We start from the raw sequence: 18,041 nt of genomic DNA, 5'->3' as shown, positions 1-18,041 counted from the left end.
TTGGGAGGTTCCAGGTGGTCGAGCCGAACTCTTCTCATGGTTCTGAATGGGCGGATCAGGACTCCGTTAGTTTTACAGTGGACACTTCAACGGCGGCAGCGCTAGACCAGCTACAACAGCGACTTCGTAACCAGACGGAACGGATTCAAAATCTAGAGCAAGCGCTGGATCAGTCGATCGCTAATCTTAATGAACTGCGATCGCAGATTACTGACCAGCAGTTTTTAGAGCATCAACTCGCCTCGACCGAAGAAATCGCCAACGTCCAGCAGCAGGCTATCCACCAACTCAAGCTGCTATTTGCCAAAAAACAAGCCTCATTAGAGCAAGAAATCCACGCCTCTAGAGAGCGAGAACGTCACTATCAAGCCTTATTAGAAGCCGCAGAAGCGTCTCTACAGAGCCAACAGTGCGAGTTAGAGCAGCTACGGGCCCTGTCCGATCGCTCCAAGATCCAGCAGCGTCAGATCGAAGCGTTACAGTCCTCTCTAGAGCAGCAATCTGGTTCAGAGTTAGAAGCGGCTCGATCGCAGATCGCCACTCTAGAAGCGCAGTTGGGTGACGCACAAAAACAAATCATGCGGCTCTATCGAGAGTTGAGCGATCGTCACACTGCAATCAACGAGCTAGAAGCGCGACTAGAAGGAGATTTTGCCCCAGAAACAATTGCTTCGAGTTACGCGCAAGGGATGGACTCTCCCCCCGTCTCAGAAGTCAGCCTGCCACCCAGAGTCGAAGAACTCGAAGCGCAGATCGCCAAACAGATGGCCAATCAAGTCCTCCTTCAGCAAGCTTGTCAGGAATTGGAAGCCGATCGAGAACTCAGTCAAACGCGCATCGCCGAGCTAGAGCGACAATCTGCCGAAATGCAAGAGCAAATTCTCAGTCAGGCCCAGCAGGCCAGCGAGTATGAGGCCGCCGTACAGCACTGGAAAGATCGCTTTTACAATGCTCAAGAAAAGGTGACGCGGCTCAAAGACGTGTTGGATCAGATTCCCAACCTCCCACCAGAAGTCGCAGACCTCTTTGCCGCCCTTCAAACGATGGAAGCGGGGCGAACCTTCAAAACTGAGCCGTCAAATCCAGACAAAATTGACCTTCCAGACTTTCTCACCCGCCGCCGCATCTACCGCAATCGCACCTAGCTTTGCTTTAACGTGAATTCGGTGAGATTGGGGGCAGAAGCGCAGAACATCGAAGCGAAAAAAGTTGTCGAACTGACGTACCTTTAAGGGCTTTGCTGTTGTCTATTCAAGCGAGAAACGGAAACTCAGAGGCGACAGTCCAGCGATCGCCCGTGTGAACCAATAGCGTCAAGCGATCGCCCACAAACTCATAGTGCAGGGATTTGTTGTGAAACGCTTCCCAGGCGACAGCGAAATTTTGTCGAGTCAGATCACGAAACGCTACGGTCATGTGGGGCACAAAGGGACGAGACTTAGAAACCGGATCAACGATGCTCAGGGTCGCTTTGAGGTGAGCCATCAACTGCTGTTGTAATGTCAGCAAGTCAGGAGTTTTGAGAACATTGATATAGATGACGCGAGGCGGAAACGCTGCAAAATTGTCCAATACGATCGGTACCTTCCTCGCCTTTTGAGCAAACGATTTTAAGCTCTGCTCTAACTGTGAAACTTCTCCAGACGGCCACTCAAACGGAGGCTGCAAGGTAATGTGGGGCGGCGATTTGTGAGCGTGACGAGTCGCATAATGCTCTGTAAAATATTGCTTTATCTCAGTCACCCGATCTTGAATGTCTTGGGGAGGTAAAAGCGCAATGAAAAAGCGTTGCATCAGAGCCATAAAGAACAACTATAAAAACAACTATGTAGAGGAGCATCTGTAGATGAGCCAATTAGCGTGAAAATTTCTATCCAGACTCGTTCTGACTGTAAGCTACAGAATGGGAAACTTGAGTAAAAAGATTCTAAGGAAGAGAATACTAATGCCTTGGTTTGTGAAGATCGAAGAGGGAATTGTAGATAAGAGTATCTTCGATCGCTACGTCTCTGCTCACAAAGCCTACGTCAAATCTCTCATTGATCAAGGTCACGAAGCTCGCACAGGCTATTGGGCACACTACGGGGGCGGAATGCTTCTCTTTAAGGCGCAGTCGATGGATGAGGCAAAGGCGATCGTCGCCAAAGATCCCTTAATTCAAAACAGCTGTGTCAACTACAAGCTTTATGAATGGCGTGTCGTCGTGGAGTAGCGGCAAGGCAAGAAGAATCCGTTGAATAAAAACCAATCGCGCTCAACAGTGTTATTCTAATAAGTGACTCGGATCTATGCGATCGTGACACCTAAATCTTGTCAGGGCCGGAAGGCAGCAGCAATACGGGATGCTCAAGATAGGCGTAGTCTCCGGGTCACTTTAATTTTAAAGACTTTAAGATGGATTCTTGATTCTGCACTTCAAATAGAATCTTGATAACTCATCCTTGAATTCAGCAATCTTTTCCTTAGTCTTACTTGAGTGCGGTAAACCCCCGTGGGCGCGTCTCCGGTTTTCTTTGTACCCTAAAAGAAACGGATGACATGGGAGTTTAAAGGATATGGGTTTGGGAGATCTAGTGCAGAAAGCGGTGTATCTGGGGATTGGAGTGGCTTCTTACGCGGGAGAAAAGGCAGGAGAAAAGCTGAGTGAGCTTCGCGTACAGGTGCAAAAATTGGCGGATGAAATGGTCGAGCGCGGTGAAATGTCGGCTGAGGATGCGCGCAAGTTTGTTGATGATATGGTCAATCGCGCCCAACAACCGCCCGTCACACAGTCAAATGACCCAAAACCTTCGGAGCCTCGCAAGATTGAGATTTTAGACGACGATGAGGAACCGACTGCGGCAACTCCTCAAAACAGCGTTGAAGACATGCGGCGGCAAGTAATGGATTTGCAAGATGAATTACGACGGTTAAAGCGAGATTAGTTAGAGAAATTAGTTAGGGAAACGGGGAGTGGTATCTAGTAAATTATGAAGCTTTTTTCACTCCCTACTCTTTCCTTTGACTGCTGAAAAGTTCTCAAACCAGCCTTTTCGCTTAAAGAAGAAGATCAGAGAAACGGCGATCGCCATCATCACTGCCCAACACAACGGATAGCCCCAATACCAATTTAGCTCTGGCATGTTGAGGGGTGACTTATCAGTGTTGAAATTCATGCCGTAGACTCCAACAATAAAGGTCAGGGGAATGAAGATGGTGGAGACGATCGTTAGAAATTTCATGACTTCGTTCATTTTATTGCTGACGGAAGATAAATAGACATCCATCAAGCTAGAAGCCAGCTCACGGTAGGTTTCGACCATATCCAGCACTTGAACGGCGTGATCGTAACAGTCGCGTAAATACACCCGAACTTCATCACAAATCAAGTCACTGCCATCTCGAATTAGAGAATTAATCGCATCGCGTTGGGGCCAGATCGATCGCCGCAGCGTCAACAATTCTCGCTTGATTTTATGAATCTTTTCTAACGTTTTGTGAGTAGGATTTTCGACCACTTCATCTTCGAGACCTTCAATTTCTTCTCCGTAGCGCTCCAAAATTGGGAAGAAACCATCGACGATCGAATCCAACAGCGCGTACATCAAATAGTCAGCTTTGTGTTTGCGAATAGTGCCTTTACTGGTACGAATGCGTTCTCGAATAGCGTTAAAACAATCGCGCTCAGGCTCTTCTTGAACGGTGAGTAAGTAGTGACGACCTAACACAAAACTGACCTGCTCGGTGTGAAAACCACTGGACGATCGTCTCAACATCACCATTCGCGAAATGAGCAACAGTTGATTCTCATATTCCTCGACTTTGGGGCGTTGCGGCACATTTACCACGTCTTCCAACACGAGGGGATGCAAACTAAAAACCTCCCCAAGTTCATTCAAAATGTCTTCGCTGCCGAGTCCTTTGACATCTACCCAGGAGACAGATTCGGTGTCTAGATACTCTGCACAGACTCGCGGTGACTCAATCTGAAGACGCACGGCGTTGGCTTCGTTGTAGTCGATCAAGACGATCTCAGAAGGAGCGGCATCTACGTCAATTCTCAGCGTCCCAGGCATACTACCGGGCACATCATAAAAGTACTCGATCGACGAGTCTTCCTCATCCGATTGAACTACGGGTCTTGGAGCCTGAAGACGCTTTGCTACCATGCGAATTTCACCTTATATGTCTGCTTGAGGAACGCGATCGCTAAGATGCCCTCAATCTTGGATTTTACGTTCAGATCAAGGGGTCTGCTTCCCTAGACTGTAGACGATCGCTACCAGAATATAGAACTAGGAGTGATTGGACAAGCTTGGGAAAAGGGTGAAAATATGGGTTAACCTTCTTTACTTCTACGCAGACAAGTCTAAAGTCTGTCTTGGCAACTTCTCTGACTCTGAGTGAACCTGATATCCTGTCAACATAGTTGCTAGAAGTACTGTTCCGTTGACTGAGACACCTTCAAATTCTGCTTTGGGACTGTGGAGCCAGCGCCTTTTATCTGCGGTGCTGCTGGGTGGGCAAGTCCTCGTTCACTTACTGAGTGGCAAAATTAATCGACGCAATACGATCGAGCAAATGGCTGCTGTCGGCCCGGCCTCGCTGCTGATTGCGTTATTGACGGCTGCTTTTGTGGGCATGGTGTTCACCATTCAAGTTGCTAGAGAGTTTATCAATCTGGGTGCAGGAACGGCCGTCGGGGGCGTGTTAGCGATTTCTTTGTCGCGAGAATTGGCACCTGTTCTAACCGCCGTAATTTTAGCGGGAAGGGTGGGATCAGCATTTGCAGCAGAGATTGGCACGATGAAAGTGACTGAGCAGATTGATGCACTGTATGTGTTGCGGACTGATCCGATCGATTACTTAGTCATTCCCCGTGTGATTGCCTGCTGCTTGATGTTGCCCATTTTGACGATCTTGGCTCTGTTTACAGGAATGGCTGGCGGAATGCTGGTCGCTGAAGGGCTGTATGGCATCTCCAACACGGTTTTCATCAACTCAGCCAAGAATTTTTTGAGCGTCTGGGATCTCTGTAGTGCACCCCTTAAAGGATTTTTCTTTGGGGCATTGATTGCGGTGATTGGATCTAGCTGGGGGTTGACGACCACAGGAGGCGCAAAAGGAGTCGGGCAATCGACAACCACGGCCGTTGTGACCTCGCTGCTGGCGATCTTTATCTCTAATTTCTTCCTCTCGTGGATCATGTTCCAGGGAACGGGAACTGGCGTGAGTCGAGGGCTTTAAAACAACTGCTTCCCACAACTTGATCCACCCCCATTTTTTAGAACGTCTGTACTTCTAACAAACTTTTCTGTATTCTATTGGTCAGAGAGAAGGCGCTGCACGAGACTACTCCACAAGATCATGAATACTCTTGACGCTTCTCTGCATGTAGTGTTTGATATGAAAGCATATTTTGAAAAACGCTATATCTGACTTCTGAGCCTTCAGAAACTACGTTCCTTTTCTCACCCTTTGACTGAGTGCGCTATGGTTTCCCAAGTTGAGACTCCGGTTTTTGATTCTCGTCCCCTTCATCTCAGTGTAGAAGGGCTGGTGCAGGTATTTACCTCCTTTCATCGCAGCTTTTTTACAGGAGTGATGGCTCAGGCTTTGCGAATTGCGGGCCAGGGTACGTCGGTTTTGGTGGTGCAGTTTCTCAAAGGGGGCATTGGGCAGGGGTACGATCGCCCCGTCAAGCTCAGTCAAAGTCTGGATTGGATTCGTTGTGACATTCCCCGGTGTATTGACACTCCTGAGTTAGATGAATCAGAGGTGCGATCGCTGCTGCAATTGTGGCAATACACGCAGGATGTCGTGTGTCAGGGCAAATACGATCTGGTTGTGTTGGATGAGTTGAGTCTTGCGATCAATTTTGGGCTGATTCCTCAAGCAGAAGTGCTGGAATTTCTCAAGCGTCGCCCTCGGCAAATTGACATTATTCTGACGGGCCCTGAGATGCCCCAGGCGATTTTAGATGTAGCGGATCAAATTACTGAACTTCGTCGCAGCCACCAGCCATAGGCAAACACTATGATCAAAAACGATACCTGGATTACTCAAATGGCGCAGAAGGGGATGATTGCTCCTTTTGAGCCGCAGCTTGTTCGGCATGTGGAGGGTCTGCCTGTGATCTCCTATGGGTTGAGCAGCTATGGATACGATTTGCGTCTGTCTGCGTCTGAGTTTCGCATTTTTCGTCACATTCCGGGCACGGTGGTCGATCCCAAACATTTCAATCCGGCAAACTTGGAACCTGCTCAACTGCATGAAGATGAGAATGGCCGCTACTTTGTGTTGCCTGCTCATTCCTATGGGTTGGGTGTGGCTCTAGAGCGGCTAGAAGTTCCCGAAAATATGACGGTGATTTGCATCGGTAAATCGACTTATGCGCGGATTGGGTTGATTGCAAACCTAACGCCTGCTGAGGCGGGCTGGCGGGGACATTTAACGCTGGAATTCTCGAATTCGTCGAGTGCGGATTGTCGGATTTATGCCAATGAAGGAATTGTACAGTTGCTCTTTTTGGAAGGCGCTCCTTGTGCAGTCAGTTACGAAACTCGGCGTGGTAAATATCAAGATCAATCAGAACGTGTCACGCTGGCGAGAGTGTGAGAAAAGATGGTTGAAGCGGATGATTTGAGCGCATTAAATTGTCCGTTTCAGCTAATATGATTTAATGCTAGATTCCCTCACTCGTGGAAGATTTAGGGAGTTTTCAAGAACTTCAAACGTAGCGAAGAATCGTATTGAATTCACGGTTTATTTGTTATTTGATCGCCGTCTCCGCTGATTAAAAAAGTTCCGCAAAAAGTCTCGTAGTCTGGAATTTTGTTTGAGCGTTTGAGACTGAAAATCTGTAGCAACTTTGGATAGGATTTCTGAGAGTGTGGAAGAAGGAAAGGGGAGAGCAGCGATCGCGCTTATCTTCAGTTTTTTTTGCATGGCGAAGGCGATTGCTCCTATCAACTCACTTGCCTCAGTGCCAACAATGTGCGCTCCTAAAATTGAGCCATTTCGACGCACGATTAATTTGTAAAATCCCGTGAGTTCTCCTCGAATTTGCGCCTTTTCTAAAGTTTTGAAAGGTTGCCTTAAAACAAAAATGTCTTTGCCGTATTCGTGAACTGCTTGAGATTCTGTTAAACCGATCCAGGCAATTTCTGGACTTGATAAAATAACTCTGGGAATGTGACGATTTAGCTTGTAGATTGGAAAAAATAGCGCATTTTTAACGGCAATATCTGCTTCGTGTTGAGTGTTGCACCAATAAATGCGGGAATTCGTCGTCTGTTGTTTTGCATTAGTTTGAATGGGCGATCGCACTCCCGCTGCTTCCAAGTTCAATCCCTCTAAATTGGGTTCTGTCTTGGTTGCTAACAGAATTTCATCAGTCTCGATCGCGACATCTCCCGCCTGTACCCATTTCTTATTTTGAATCTGTCTTACCTGCGTTACTTGGGTGGCCAAAACTCGAACGCCTTCTGCTTCTAGCTGTGCCTGAATGAGAAATGCTGCCTCTCGATCGACTCCTGCCAAAAATTGAGTTGTGATCAACGTAACTTGAGCGCCTAGCCGAGTGAAAATTTGCGCGAACTCAATCGCGATCGCATCGTCACCAATAATGGTTAAGGTAGCAGGTAAGGACTGAAAGGCGGTTTTTTCGGTGAGGTAATGAGTTGACTTCAAACCTTCGATCGTGGGCGTTCTTAGCATTCCCGTTGTGATTAGAAAAGCACGCGATCGTAGCAGTCGTCCATTCACCAAAAAACCAGTCTGTGGCTTACGCACAAATTCACCTGATGCAAGGATTACCTCAATTCCTAAAGAGGCTAAAACCGCAGGAGAGTTGGCTTCTTGAAAGTCAGTTGCGATCGTATCTGCCCACTTTTTAACCTTTGTCCAATTGAGTGTATTGGAATCAATCGTCTGTTGATAAAAGCTCAGTTGATTGATTCGCGTAATCTGTTGAGAAATGCGCCCGACTTCTCGAAAGCAATCGACCGTTTTTTCTGTATTCACCGCTTGATCAATTAAGGCAACTCTTGCTTTTAATCGAGCAGCCGAAATCGCGGCATGAATTCCAACCGCCGTGTTACCAATGACGACCAAATCATACTCAACTGCCATATTAAAAGTTACAACAAAAATTACAAAACGTTGGTTAATCCTTCGAGCAAGCGGTTATTTTCTGACTCAGAACGCACAGCAACTCTAAAGTAGCGATCGCCCAACTCATCAAAACTCAAACAATCTCGAATTAAAATCTTGTGATCTGCTAATAATTGCTTTTGAATTTCAACACTTGATCGCTCAGTTTTTACCAAAAAAAAGTTAGCAGCACTCGGAAAAGGATGCAATCCTGGTAATTGTTTCAACCCATCAAATAACGCAGGTTTAGCAGATTCTAACCAATCCCAGGTTTGTTGCTGAAATTCGGTGTCTTTTAGCATGGTGATCGCGGCCACAGAAGCCAAAACATTCACTGACCAGGGATCACGCCGCTGTTGCCATTGACTCAATCGATCGGGATGAGCGATCGCATAGCCCAATCGCAATCCTGGCAGACTATAAAACTTGGTGAGCGATCGTAAAATTACTAAATTGGGATAATTCTCAACTTCATCAATCAAACTTTGTTGACAATCGGGCGTTAAGAAATCCATAAAAGCCTCATCCACCACCACGAGCGAAAACGCTTTGAGATAAGGCAGAATGGACGCTTTTGCAAATAGCTGACCCGTTGGATTGTGGGGATTATTTAACAGCAACCCAGACTTTTGGGCATCCAGTGGAAGTGTCGTTAAACCATTCTGAACCATTAAGGAATAGCGATCGACCCGTGCCCCAAACGCCTTCAACGCTCGAAAATAATCGCTGAATCCAGGAGTCAAAACCCAGGTCGTGTCTAACGCTGCCAAATCCCAAGCGGCCCATGTCAGCAACTCAGCCGCCCCGTTTCCAGGCAAGATCCAGTCCGGTGAAATCTGGTGAAAATCGCTCAATGCCGATCGCAACTCCCCATACGCGGGATCAGGATACGCTTTCAGCAAACCTAAATTATTTTGAATGGACTCGATCGCCGATCGGGGCGGCCCCAACGGACTGATACTGGCAGAAAAATCAAGAATTGCAGAGGGAGAACAGCCAACCAGCGCCGCTGCCCAAGCTAAATTCCCCCCATGCACTGGACGTTTCAAAATTTTCCTGCTTAAAAAGGTCGTAATGTCTAGCCAGCCTAGTCGTCAGAAGGAGCAACCTTCTCCTTAAACAGCTTCCCTGCCGAAAATGCAGGAACTTTGGTCGCCGGAATTTCCATCTTATCGCCTGTTTTGGGGTTGCGCCCCTCACGAGCTTTGCGCTCACGCGACTCAAATGAGCCAAAACCAACCAGCGTCACTTTGTCACCCGAAGAAACCGCCTCGACGATCGTTTCGATCGCAGCAGTCAACACTGCATCTGCTTGTTTCTTGGTGACACTAGCCTTCTCAGCGACTGCATCCACGAGTTCGCCCTTATTCATATCGTTTCCCTCAGAGTTTGTTGAGTGGGTTTGAAGCGTTCCTTTAGTCTCAAAGTGAGACCGAAAGTTGAATCCTCAAGGTGGTCGGTTCAAAATGGCTGAAACTCCCAGAACCTCGATTTTTCAATGACCCATTCTATAGGCTGTTCTCTCAATCTGGAGCGTGAAAAGCTTTAAGTTATATGGATTACAGCACTTTTCTGCTCATTTTTGGCATTTTGATAAGCATTTATACCCAAAACTCCGTCCCAACTGCTAAGAAATGTAAGGCACTGACCCGACTACACTGGCTTTGAGTTGGATCAAGGGGCGATCGACCAGAGGAAGCGATCGCCAAACTTCGTCTCATTTGAGAAAGCTGGTCATGAGAGACGATGGCGAAACTGCACCCTTCACCAGACCGTCCAATGACTCTACTTTGGGATCACTCGTGATCCCTAGCGAGAAGGCAATTTCTCCCAAGCTTGAATTACGGACTGTAACGCTTTAGGGAGGTTTTTGACCTCCAAATCGATGTACTGAACGGTACTGCCCACCCCTTGCAAGGTCGTAGTGGGATAGTCGGCAAACGCTGCACTACTCAAATATCTCAAGTCATTCAAATTGCGAAAGCGCTGCGTTTGCAGAATTTGCTGAAATTGCTCCACTTGTTGTGAAGACAATCGCCCCAGCACAACTGGGCGAGAACGAATATTGGGAGCGGTGATCAATTGGGTGATCACGCCATCATTCGTTAAGGTCACTTGAGTCACCTTGCCTGTGAGATCGCCGCTGACGATCGACCGAAAAACCACGTTAGTTTCGATCTCAGGCTTGTTCTGTTCTGGAATAAAGGAAGGCACCAGTCCACCTTGGCTGCGACTTGCAGTTGGGTTTTGAGCAATCCGGTTTGCCGATTCGTCTAAGTGATACACCCAACTGCGATCTCTTCGAGTTACCCGCAAGGGGTCGCTTCGAGTTGCCCGCAAGGGGTCGTCGCTCGTCACAATCACTTGCCACCCAGATAGCGCAATTTGAGTGCAGGCTTGTTCTGGTTTATAGACTCCTAGACAGCCATCCCAGGTCGCTGATTTGACTTCTGCAATCTGTAAGCGACTGATAGGAATGCTCACTTGTCTAGCAACCGTTTTTAGCAAACGTTGAGCGACATCGGCAGGCAAAGTCACCACATTGTTGGGCTGAGGTTCCAATCGGGTCGCCTGGGCAGTGTCATCTGTGCGATAAAACCAATTTTGCTGACCATTGGTGACTTCAACTCGCCAACCCTGGACAGTTCCCCTCAAACAGCCCTCAGCCGCACCTCCTAACCCCAAACAGCTATCTGACCAGGTTTGCTGGCTAAAGCTCACAATTTTGACATCCCGCAACGGAATATTGAGCCGTTGAGACAAATCCTGGCGTACCCTTTGTTCAACGGATGAGGGCAAGGCAGGCGATCGGGTCATCCTTATTTTTGAAGGCACAGTGTTTGACAGCACAGTGTTTGAAGGCTGAGAGGCCAGTCCGGCTTGCTGTGATTTGGCACCTGTGAGTAGAATCAATCCGGTGAGCACAGCGATGGTGATTTGATGCGCTTTGAAGTTTTTTTGTGTGATGTTTGTCATTTTCAGGAGTGGAGGCGTTGTAAAGGATGGTTCTAACTTAGTGAGTTGACTCACCCCTGACGATCGCCGTTTCTGAATTCGTTACATCAATTCTTGCTTTGCCCAATCAAAAAGGGTGCGTTTATTGGGTTGAAAAACCTTGAACGTCCGATCTCTCGCGACGTTGAGGGCAATTCATCCCCAATTCATCCCCTAAGTTAACGTGAAGTCGATGAAATCTTTTGCTGCGGTCGTCAATTTGGGCAGCCCCCTAAATCCCCCACAAGTGAGGGACTTTGAACTGAAATTCTTGGCTTAAGTCCCCCAGTTTTGGGGGGTTGGGGGGCAGAAGCACTGAATAACGAAGCGAAAAGATCCCATCGACTCCACCTTGAGTTAGCAACGCCGATTTGATCTGCGATCCTTCGCTTCGAGCGCCCTTTTAGACCCAATCCACCGCAAACTTACGCTCTAGCAGTCCCAGACCCAACTCGTCCGATGAGATTGCCTTCACTTCAAACAGGGCCACCATATCCTTCATATTGGGATTACCTCGACTTGCGCCCGTCAGTCCCTTGGCTACGACCAGCCCACAATAGCCTTTGGTCTTCTTGCAGCGCTGCTCCCACTTTTTACGCGCCTGAATATGGGTGGGATCGTCTTCTTCAAATTCGCCAAATAAATGAAGTTCGCCGTTGGCGGTTTGCAGCAGTCCCAAATCATAGTGATCGCCCACAAACGGATCGGCACCAGGATTAAAGCAAATACCGCGAATGCCGCCTGCCTCCTTAATTTCATCTACCATTGCCTTCGCTTTGGGTCGAGAAGTCTGGATTAAAATCACGGGCAACCCTTCTCCCGATTCTGTCGGTTCGCCGCCCTGGTGATGATCGACGTGCGATCGCATTCGCTCCACCATTTCCCACGGCATCACGCCCAAACTCAAGAAAGAATGCTCTGGCACCAAGTCGTCCCGAATCACCGGAAAGAACGGCTCCTCTTCCTCGTCGTCTACCATTGCAAACAGTTCATTTGCCAGATCGGGCATCGTCGAAACCTTGACCGATACGGCTGATGTGTTTGCTTCGCTCCCTTCAGGAAGGGGAATTTTGTACTTACTGCTGACAGCCGGAAAAGCATCGCCCTCAAATTTGCGCCGATGTTGCCGCATAAATCGATGCAGCGCTTCTAGAATGACCAGCAGTGATAGGGCTTCTTCGTCGTAGAGAAACGATCGAATCCCTTCTAACGGATGGAGCGTCCCAAAAACAGGCGTAATTTCTGAGTCTGGATCGACGAGTTCTAGCGGGTCTTCGTCTTCGTCTTCGCCCGATTCAAAGGTGAGAAACAGGCAATCTTGACCCAGAAAAGCTTCTTCCATCTGTTCAAGCGATTCGTTAGCCAACACGCGCTGCCGGAATTGTTTCAGCGAATCGAGCGATCGATACAGCAAAATCCCATATTCCATCCCCAGCATCCCCATCACTGAGGCATAGAGGCTGTGCAGATCCCACTGATTTAATTCGATTTCTAAAATTTGATGATCGCCCAACACTTCCCAGGGGGCATCTTGCCAAAGTCCTTCTGCCTTCTCGATCAACTGATCGGCAAACTGGGGTGGCAACTGAGGCGGACGAGTATCCGTCGCATCCTGAAATCCGCGAAAGATCTCATCAATCAGCGGCAACTCAGGCACATAGTCCAGAGTAATCTCTAAATCTTGCAGCACGCCTCTCAGGTAAAACTGGGTTTCTCGATCGCGCACCACGATCTTTTGAGGACGAGCCGGCTTTCCTGGATTGTGGGGATGCTCCATCGCTCGTAACAAAGTGCGAACGATCGCTTCATGCCCCGTCTCATCCGGCACCACATCCATTGCTCTGACGACCCCTTGTGACCCATCGACCCAAAGAATACAGTCGCCATCGGGATGGGCATTTGTCGAGTCTATCGTCGGACTGCTGGCGATCGACAACCCTGTAGAGAGTGGCCGACGATCGCCCTCCCAGACACTAGGAACCTGCGGTAGTTGCAGCAGCCGACGACGAGTAGCACGATTGAGACCAGTCATAACCAAGTCAATTAACGGAGGGACGATGCAAGGCTCTCGGACAGCAGACTTTATCTTAGACGCTAATCTACTTCCTCACCGACATTCTGAAACGTCGTACAAAAGCCTTCTATCAGCATAGTCAGTTCGGTAAGATTGTGACTCAGAAATCTGTTTTACTCAAATAATCGATAAACTAGATCAATCAGCAAAAGATCTTAGGAGTCAGACGACCATGACACAGGCAACTCAGTCCCAAAAGCGTGGAATTCTCATGAGTGATGCGGCCCTCAAGCATGTGATGGCGCTGCGAGAAAAGCAAGGGCAGGATCTTTGTTTGCGGGTGGGGGTCAGAGGCGGCGGCTGTTCTGGCATGTCCTACACGATGAATTTTGAAGATCCCAGCAATATTCGATCGGATGATGAGGTCTACGATTACGACGGCTTTAAGGTGGTCTGTGATCCCAAAAGTATGCTCTATCTCTATGGGTTGCTGTTGGACTATAGTGATGCTTTAATTGGCGGCGGCTTTCAGTTTACAAACCCCAATGCGGATCAGACCTGTGGCTGTGGCAAATCGTTTTCGGCATAGGGTTTCGGCGTTAGTTTCAGACTGCCATTGCGATCGTTTAATTTTTAGACCTTTAGCTCAATCATGACTCAAACTATTGAAACCATCTTTGATGAAGCCCTGGAACGCTACAAGGAAGGCGAATCCCCAGAGGAGTTGATTCCTGTTTTTAAGGAAATCTGCGATCGCTCTGGTAAAACTAGCGCTGCCTGGACTTGTCTTTCATGGTTATATCTCTTGACTGGCAAGCATTCTTTGGCCTTTACGACTGCCCAAAAAGCAGTAAAGCTCAATCCCCAAGATCCGCAAGCACGAATCAATCTAGTGCTGGCCATGCTCGACTTAAACAAGAAGGGGGTCAGAACCCATGTCGAAGTGGCTCAACAGTTGACGATGGCGATTCCAGAATTGCGCGAAGAGGTCGAGAAAAATATCGAAGATGGGCTAACTCGTAAGCCAGGTTGGGTCAGTATGGAGCGAGTTAAGGCCTGGCTGGCTGAGTAAGTTTTGAATCAAAGTCCAAGTTGAGCTGGAGTTAGTGTTTTTGAACCTGGCTCCATTTTTTTATGGATTAGTTCTGTAAACTAACGTGAAGTTGATCATAAATCTCGCTGCGTTGCTTAAGGCTTCTGCCCTCCCAAGCTGGCAATCTTGGGGGACTTTAAGAGAATTTGAACTTGCCGCTAGAATAAACGGCTGATTAAATCGAAGCTAGAGGATGCTGGTCATAAAACTACATTAAAACGGCTGAAATACTTGCAACGCGGTAAAGATCTTGACGACTGAAATACATTACTCGAAACAATATCACAACTAACTTAATGATGCTTTCAGAAATAGAATGGTAAGATTCAACTAACAAGACAAAGAGTAGTCTTTACACCATTTCACAGTTATTAAAAGGCGCGATTTTTGAATGCTTGATGATCAGAAGGCACTCAACGATCGCTTCAGTTACTAACTGCAAAAACTCATAACGACTCGATCGACTCGATCATCACTTTTGGTTGTGAAGGGGTGTGAAAGCTTCTTGTGCAAATCCACTGATTCGTTTAGGAATAATTTAGCCATGTTGTATGAATTCGTAGGCGTTAAACCGGGCACACGGAATCACAGAGGTTGCTTTGTTCAACAAGCTTCGGGGTATCAGCTAAGAGAGATAGATCAGGCAGGGTGGGCGATCATCTGTGTGAGTGATGCGGTCTGTCACTATGTCGATCCAGAAAATCTGCAACGATCGCACCACAAAGGATTACCTAAATTTGAGGAACTGTAAATTCTGATTTGCAATGTTGATTCGATCGTTGATAAGGCTGTCCTGAATCCCAGAGGCAGCCCTATTTTTTGATAAAGTGTTTTGATAAGGTATGAAGTGTAGATCAATTCTTGCCGATGCGTTTAACAACTTTAGGTTAATAACCTTATATGAAAGAGCAGTTTTTGAAGTGGCTTAACTTCATTTTGATGCTGGATTTATTTCTGGTGCTTTTTAGCTTCTTTTGGCTGGCGGCGGCTGTGATTGGTCGAGGGGCTAAAATTCCGCTGGGGTTAGATCTTTGGTACAAACTTTGGGAGCCTGTTTTTACGCCCGCGATCGGCGTTCTCATGGCAGGTGCGCTGATCAGTGGTGCGACAAGTTGGCTAACAAAACGGCTCAGTCAGTAGGGTTGAGAAGATGGCAACGGACTTGAGAGCAGATGGATCTTCAAATCCACTGATATCCGCCGCCACTTTTTTATCGAGTCCAATCGCTTTGAGTTATCCGCGATCGCGCCTCAAAATGCTCATCACTTCTCCTGGTTTAGGGGCGGGTAATAGGGGACTCCAATCATTCACTTCGGCAAACCCAAGGCTGTATAGCGCGTGAATCGTTTCGGTAACCCCTGCTGGGAAACCAATGATCAAAATTTTCAGCTTTTCGTAGTCGGTGGGCGGCTCGTCGTCAGACAGAAAATCGCGCAGATTGTCAGACATTTGGGGGTTCTCCTAAATTTTGGGATGCAGGAAGGCCCAAAAACCTAGCCATCCCACAAGCAGGACAAAGCAGGATGACTAGGAGGAATGCTATGATTCTCCATTAGCCTCCACGCTGGGTCTCAGTCAGCTTGGGGGTCAGCCGTTCATTGCTGGGTCTCAGTCAGCTTTGAGCGGCGACGGCTAGAATTTTTGGGTATCCGATTGCCGAACACTTCACGCAAGGCAACTTAACCAGAGAGCGTACAAGAATTTCTCTGTAAAAGTCAAGTACTTTTTGCAGTGATTGAGGCGGCGGTGACTTCGCTCCGTTTTGGCCAATCCTTCAATTAATAGTCTGAGCCAATTCAGCGATCAATGAATTAATCTCATCACCTCGATCGCAACCTCTGGAAAAGATAATGGATGAATGGTTCCACTGGTCAGCGTGACTTCAGATTGATAATCCCCATTGACAGGATTGCGATAGACAATCAACGCCATCGTTCTGAGATTAATCACCCAGTATTCACAAATTCCCGCCGCCGCATAAGTTCTACGCTTGATGTCCGTATCTTTCTGTAAGCTAGAGTTTGCATATTCAATTACCCAGAAGATGTTCTCTGGGTAGGGATGATGCTCAGTTTTGTAGACCTGCTCTAGAGGTTGAACGATCGCTAAATCTGGCTCAGGCTCAGAACAATTAGGCAACGTGATTGGGTGCCCTACACGCACGATCGCTCGTTCCCCTAGTAGCCTTTGCAAATACCTTGATGAACTGTCGCTCAAGCCAGCGTGGGGAACTCCTTCGGGGGACATCTCTATCAATTCTCCATTCAATAATTCAATAGGCTGATCGTCAAATATGCCAGCCTCTACCGCCTGGTGATAGCGATCGATTGTCCATTTATAAGTTGCGATGGTCATTGGCAATTCTCCAGGACTTGTTGAATAAAGGAACCACTCAAAACTTTATTTTAGAATGGCTTCTAGTGCTGGCTTGAGGGTTGGATATTGATATTCAAATCCGCTGGATAGGGTTCGTTTGGGCAAGACTTCCTGACCCTCTAGCACCACTTTTGCGCCGTCTCCTAACATCGCCTCTAACGCAAAAACAGGGACAGGCAGCCAGGAAGGACGATTCATCACTTCACCGATCGTATTCGTCAGGTCAACCATACGGACGGGATTGGGAGCCGTTGCGTTAAAAGTGCCTTCCATGTCCGATCGCGTCAGTGCCCGCACAATCAAACTCACTACATCGTCTCGGTGAATCCACGAAAACCACTGCTTACCACTGCCGATCGGGCCACCCGCAAACAACTTAAAGGCTGGTAACATCTTACCTAACGCGCCTCCATCTCCCAACACAACGCCCAATCGCAGAATGACCAATCGAGTTCCAATTTCCTTAACCTTGCTGGCTTCGGCTTCCCAGATTTGGCAGATCTCCGCTAAGAAATCGTCTCCCGCAGAACTTGTTTCGTCAAAGGTGGCCGTTTCACTGGTGCCGTAGAAGCCGATCGCTGATGCATTCACCAAGACAGAAGGCTTGTGATCGACTTTGGCAATGGCTTCGACGATCTTTTGGGTAGTGATTTTGCGGCTGTCGATCAGCGCTTGTTTGCGTTCGGGTGTCCAGCGGGATTCGGCGATCGCTTCTCCTGCCAGATTAACTACACCATCGCAGCCGTAAAAGACATTTTGCCAATCGCCCGACTCAGTTGGATTGTAGGCAACGATTTCGAGACTCGACGACTGAGGAAAAGCAGCCTTAGCAGGATTGCGCGTCAACACAACGACCTGATGCCCTTCAGCCAAAAGCCGCTCTACCAAACGACTGCCCACAAATCCCGTTGCCCCTGTAATTGCGACTTTCATTGAGTGTCTCCGTGTGCTCTAAAGTTTTTTTAGAAAATTAAATAGAGAAAGGAATTCTGAGAACCCCTCCACAAAACTTAGAATTCAGTATACAAGCGTCCTCTACTCAACCGTCCTGACTCACCAGAGAACTGCTGCAACTTGATCAAAGCAGAAGATCAACAGAAGATCAAAAAAAGCCCAAAATAAAAGAGGCACAAACCTTTTAGCCTGTACCTCTGCGTGAATCCTAAATAGGAGCAGAATTGAATGATGAGTGAAGCACTACTTGAGATAGCTGGCTTCTGCTTCTAGCAGTCGAAGAAGGTTGGTGTCACCGCTAGCTCTGGCAGCTTCGATGCGGCGTTGCAGGTTTTTCTGAAGGTTTTCACGGTGGACGCTGGCAGTTTGCGCGGCGTTTTGATTACGATTTCTGTTCATGTTAAACGTTCCTAGAGTGTCACCTGTTAGCTTTCGCTTATTCTAATGGTAGCAGCTAGTAGAATAATCCGTAGCTTA

20 protein-coding genes, 1 other RNA gene and 1 pseudogene are annotated in these 18,041 nt (G+C 47.7%); 11 read left to right on the top strand and 11 right to left on the bottom strand.

Annotation, left to right across the window (positions count from 1 at the left end):
- The first annotated feature begins 14 nt into the window (after window positions 1–14).
- The gene (locus tag ACKFKH_RS07470) at window positions 15–1,145 is read left to right on the top strand and encodes a hypothetical protein (protein ID WP_446857631.1); all 1,131 of its coding nucleotides are present in this window, start codon (window positions 15–17) and stop codon (window positions 1,143–1,145) included.
- 106 nt (window positions 1,146–1,251) lie between these two features.
- On the opposite strand, the gene ACKFKH_RS07465 is transcribed toward ACKFKH_RS07470, so the two are convergent.
- Window positions 1,252–1,803, bottom strand: coding sequence for a 2'-5' RNA ligase family protein (locus ACKFKH_RS07465; protein ID WP_446857630.1), 552 nt, complete (start codon window positions 1,801–1,803; stop codon window positions 1,252–1,254).
- Between the two features lie 142 nt (window positions 1,804–1,945).
- Between ACKFKH_RS07465 and ACKFKH_RS07460 the strand changes: the two genes are divergently transcribed.
- The 3 genes from ACKFKH_RS07460 (at window position 1,946) to ACKFKH_RS07450 (ending at window position 2,924) form a co-directional block, all read left to right on the top strand.
- Entirely contained in the window at window positions 1,946–2,212 is a 267-nt protein-coding gene (locus tag ACKFKH_RS07460) for a YciI family protein (RefSeq protein ID WP_446857629.1), read from the top strand.
- 65 nt (window positions 2,213–2,277) lie between these two features.
- Window positions 2,278–2,374, top strand: an RNA gene (gene ffs / locus ACKFKH_RS07455) — signal recognition particle sRNA small type.
- Between the two features lie 181 nt (window positions 2,375–2,555).
- Window positions 2,556–2,924 (top strand): phasin family protein, encoded by a 369-nt coding sequence (locus ACKFKH_RS07450; RefSeq protein ID WP_446857628.1) that lies wholly within the window; start codon window positions 2,556–2,558, stop codon window positions 2,922–2,924.
- A 57-nt stretch (window positions 2,925–2,981) separates the two neighbouring features.
- On the opposite strand, the gene corA is transcribed toward ACKFKH_RS07450, so the two are convergent.
- The gene (gene corA, locus ACKFKH_RS07445; RefSeq protein WP_446857627.1) at window positions 2,982–4,148 is read right to left on the bottom strand and encodes a magnesium/cobalt transporter CorA; all 1,167 of its coding nucleotides are present in this window, start codon (window positions 4,146–4,148) and stop codon (window positions 2,982–2,984) included.
- A gap of 280 nt (window positions 4,149–4,428) precedes the next feature.
- Between corA and ACKFKH_RS07440 the strand changes: the two genes are divergently transcribed.
- From ACKFKH_RS07440 to dcd, 3 genes are all read left to right on the top strand, one after another.
- Window positions 4,429–5,226 (top strand): MlaE family lipid ABC transporter permease subunit, encoded by a 798-nt coding sequence (locus ACKFKH_RS07440; RefSeq protein ID WP_446857626.1) that lies wholly within the window; start codon window positions 4,429–4,431, stop codon window positions 5,224–5,226.
- A 246-nt stretch (window positions 5,227–5,472) separates the two neighbouring features.
- Window positions 5,473–6,006, top strand: coding sequence for a P-loop NTPase family protein (locus ACKFKH_RS07435; protein WP_446857625.1), 534 nt, complete (start codon window positions 5,473–5,475; stop codon window positions 6,004–6,006).
- Window positions 6,007–6,015: 9 nt separating this feature from the next.
- Window positions 6,016–6,597: a dCTP deaminase gene (dcd, locus tag ACKFKH_RS07430; RefSeq protein WP_446857624.1), complete on the top strand. Its 582-nt coding sequence runs from the start codon at window positions 6,016–6,018 to the stop codon at window positions 6,595–6,597.
- Between the two features lie 147 nt (window positions 6,598–6,744).
- Here dcd and ACKFKH_RS07425 read toward each other — a convergent pair whose 3' ends face one another.
- From ACKFKH_RS07425 to ACKFKH_RS07405, 5 genes and pseudogenes are all read right to left on the bottom strand, one after another.
- Window positions 6,745–8,112: a dihydrolipoyl dehydrogenase family protein gene (locus tag ACKFKH_RS07425; protein ID WP_446857623.1), complete on the bottom strand. Its 1,368-nt coding sequence runs from the start codon at window positions 8,110–8,112 to the stop codon at window positions 6,745–6,747.
- A 20-nt stretch (window positions 8,113–8,132) separates the two neighbouring features.
- Window positions 8,133–9,182, bottom strand: a complete 1,050-nt coding sequence (gene cobD / locus ACKFKH_RS07420) for a threonine-phosphate decarboxylase CobD (protein ID WP_446857622.1) — start codon at window positions 9,180–9,182, stop codon at window positions 8,133–8,135.
- Between the two features lie 38 nt (window positions 9,183–9,220).
- Window positions 9,221–9,532: pseudogene (locus tag ACKFKH_RS07415) on the bottom strand (HU family DNA-binding protein); the annotation flags it as partial.
- A gap of 410 nt (window positions 9,533–9,942) precedes the next feature.
- The gene (locus tag ACKFKH_RS07410; protein WP_446857621.1) at window positions 9,943–11,109 is read right to left on the bottom strand and encodes a hypothetical protein; all 1,167 of its coding nucleotides are present in this window, start codon (window positions 11,107–11,109) and stop codon (window positions 9,943–9,945) included.
- A gap of 421 nt (window positions 11,110–11,530) precedes the next feature.
- On the bottom strand, window positions 11,531–13,159 hold the full coding sequence (locus tag ACKFKH_RS07405) for a DUF6930 domain-containing protein (protein WP_446857620.1): 1,629 nt from the start codon (window positions 13,157–13,159) through the stop codon (window positions 11,531–11,533).
- Window positions 13,160–13,373: 214 nt separating this feature from the next.
- Here ACKFKH_RS07405 and ACKFKH_RS07400 point away from each other — a divergent pair, with 214 nt between their 5' ends.
- The 4 genes from ACKFKH_RS07400 (at window position 13,374) to ACKFKH_RS07385 (ending at window position 15,374) form a co-directional block, all read left to right on the top strand.
- On the top strand, window positions 13,374–13,730 hold the full coding sequence (locus ACKFKH_RS07400) for an iron-sulfur cluster assembly accessory protein (RefSeq protein WP_446857619.1): 357 nt from the start codon (window positions 13,374–13,376) through the stop codon (window positions 13,728–13,730).
- 63 nt (window positions 13,731–13,793) lie between these two features.
- Window positions 13,794–14,213: a tetratricopeptide repeat protein gene (locus ACKFKH_RS07395; RefSeq protein WP_446857618.1), complete on the top strand. Its 420-nt coding sequence runs from the start codon at window positions 13,794–13,796 to the stop codon at window positions 14,211–14,213.
- A gap of 565 nt (window positions 14,214–14,778) precedes the next feature.
- Window positions 14,779–14,985, top strand: coding sequence for a hypothetical protein (locus ACKFKH_RS07390; RefSeq protein ID WP_446857617.1), 207 nt, complete (start codon window positions 14,779–14,781; stop codon window positions 14,983–14,985).
- A 149-nt stretch (window positions 14,986–15,134) separates the two neighbouring features.
- Window positions 15,135–15,374 (top strand): hypothetical protein, encoded by a 240-nt coding sequence (locus ACKFKH_RS07385; RefSeq protein ID WP_446857616.1) that lies wholly within the window; start codon window positions 15,135–15,137, stop codon window positions 15,372–15,374.
- 93 nt (window positions 15,375–15,467) lie between these two features.
- Here the strand turns inward: ACKFKH_RS07385 and ACKFKH_RS07380 are convergent, their stop codons facing one another.
- From ACKFKH_RS07380 to pirA, 4 genes are all read right to left on the bottom strand, one after another.
- Window positions 15,468–15,683 (bottom strand): hypothetical protein, encoded by a 216-nt coding sequence (locus ACKFKH_RS07380; RefSeq protein WP_446857615.1) that lies wholly within the window; start codon window positions 15,681–15,683, stop codon window positions 15,468–15,470.
- 354 nt (window positions 15,684–16,037) lie between these two features.
- A complete protein-coding gene (locus tag ACKFKH_RS07375; protein WP_446857614.1) occupies window positions 16,038–16,589 on the bottom strand; it encodes a Uma2 family endonuclease in 552 nt (183 codons plus the stop codon).
- 45 nt (window positions 16,590–16,634) lie between these two features.
- On the bottom strand, window positions 16,635–17,543 hold the full coding sequence (thyD, locus tag ACKFKH_RS07370; RefSeq protein WP_446857613.1) for a thylakoid membrane protein ThyD: 909 nt from the start codon (window positions 17,541–17,543) through the stop codon (window positions 16,635–16,637).
- 264 nt (window positions 17,544–17,807) lie between these two features.
- Window positions 17,808–17,963, bottom strand: coding sequence for an arginine synthesis PII-interacting regulator PirA (gene pirA, locus ACKFKH_RS07365; protein WP_446857612.1), 156 nt, complete (start codon window positions 17,961–17,963; stop codon window positions 17,808–17,810).
- Window positions 17,964–18,041 lie beyond the last annotated feature (78 nt).

Source organism: Phormidesmis sp. 146-20, from assembly GCF_052939475.1.
Note: the sequence above shows the minus strand (reverse complement) of the source record. Positions and strands in the feature narration are given on the sequence as shown.

What these genes read in the sequence shown, in the direction of transcription:
- pirA (WP_446857612.1), bottom strand. Translation starts at nt 17,963, where the DNA reads ATGAACAGAAATCGTAATCAAAACGCCGCGCAAACTGCCAGCGTCCAC.
- ACKFKH_RS07410 (WP_446857621.1), bottom strand. Translation starts at nt 11,109, where the DNA reads ATGACAAACATCACACAAAAAAACTTCAAAGCGCATCAAATCACCATC.
- ACKFKH_RS07395 (WP_446857618.1), top strand. Translation starts at nt 13,794, where the DNA reads ATGACTCAAACTATTGAAACCATCTTTGATGAAGCCCTGGAACGCTAC.
- ACKFKH_RS07385 (WP_446857616.1), top strand. Translation starts at nt 15,135, where the DNA reads ATGAAAGAGCAGTTTTTGAAGTGGCTTAACTTCATTTTGATGCTGGAT.
- ACKFKH_RS07450 (WP_446857628.1), top strand. Translation starts at nt 2,556, where the DNA reads ATGGGTTTGGGAGATCTAGTGCAGAAAGCGGTGTATCTGGGGATTGGA.
- ACKFKH_RS07460 (WP_446857629.1), top strand. Translation starts at nt 1,946, where the DNA reads ATGCCTTGGTTTGTGAAGATCGAAGAGGGAATTGTAGATAAGAGTATC.
- ACKFKH_RS07465 (WP_446857630.1), bottom strand. Translation starts at nt 1,803, where the DNA reads ATGGCTCTGATGCAACGCTTTTTCATTGCGCTTTTACCTCCCCAAGAC.
- dcd (WP_446857624.1), top strand. Translation starts at nt 6,016, where the DNA reads ATGATCAAAAACGATACCTGGATTACTCAAATGGCGCAGAAGGGGATG.
- ACKFKH_RS07400 (WP_446857619.1), top strand. Translation starts at nt 13,374, where the DNA reads ATGACACAGGCAACTCAGTCCCAAAAGCGTGGAATTCTCATGAGTGAT.
- ACKFKH_RS07435 (WP_446857625.1), top strand. Translation starts at nt 5,473, where the DNA reads ATGGTTTCCCAAGTTGAGACTCCGGTTTTTGATTCTCGTCCCCTTCAT.
- ACKFKH_RS07375 (WP_446857614.1), bottom strand. Translation starts at nt 16,589, where the DNA reads ATGACCATCGCAACTTATAAATGGACAATCGATCGCTATCACCAGGCG.
- ACKFKH_RS07390 (WP_446857617.1), top strand. Translation starts at nt 14,779, where the DNA reads ATGTTGTATGAATTCGTAGGCGTTAAACCGGGCACACGGAATCACAGA.
- ACKFKH_RS07425 (WP_446857623.1), bottom strand. Translation starts at nt 8,112, where the DNA reads ATGGCAGTTGAGTATGATTTGGTCGTCATTGGTAACACGGCGGTTGGA.
- ACKFKH_RS07405 (WP_446857620.1), bottom strand. Translation starts at nt 13,159, where the DNA reads ATGACTGGTCTCAATCGTGCTACTCGTCGTCGGCTGCTGCAACTACCG.
- corA (WP_446857627.1), bottom strand. Translation starts at nt 4,148, where the DNA reads ATGGTAGCAAAGCGTCTTCAGGCTCCAAGACCCGTAGTTCAATCGGAT.
- thyD (WP_446857613.1), bottom strand. Translation starts at nt 17,543, where the DNA reads ATGAAAGTCGCAATTACAGGGGCAACGGGATTTGTGGGCAGTCGTTTG.
- ACKFKH_RS07380 (WP_446857615.1), bottom strand. Translation starts at nt 15,683, where the DNA reads ATGTCTGACAATCTGCGCGATTTTCTGTCTGACGACGAGCCGCCCACC.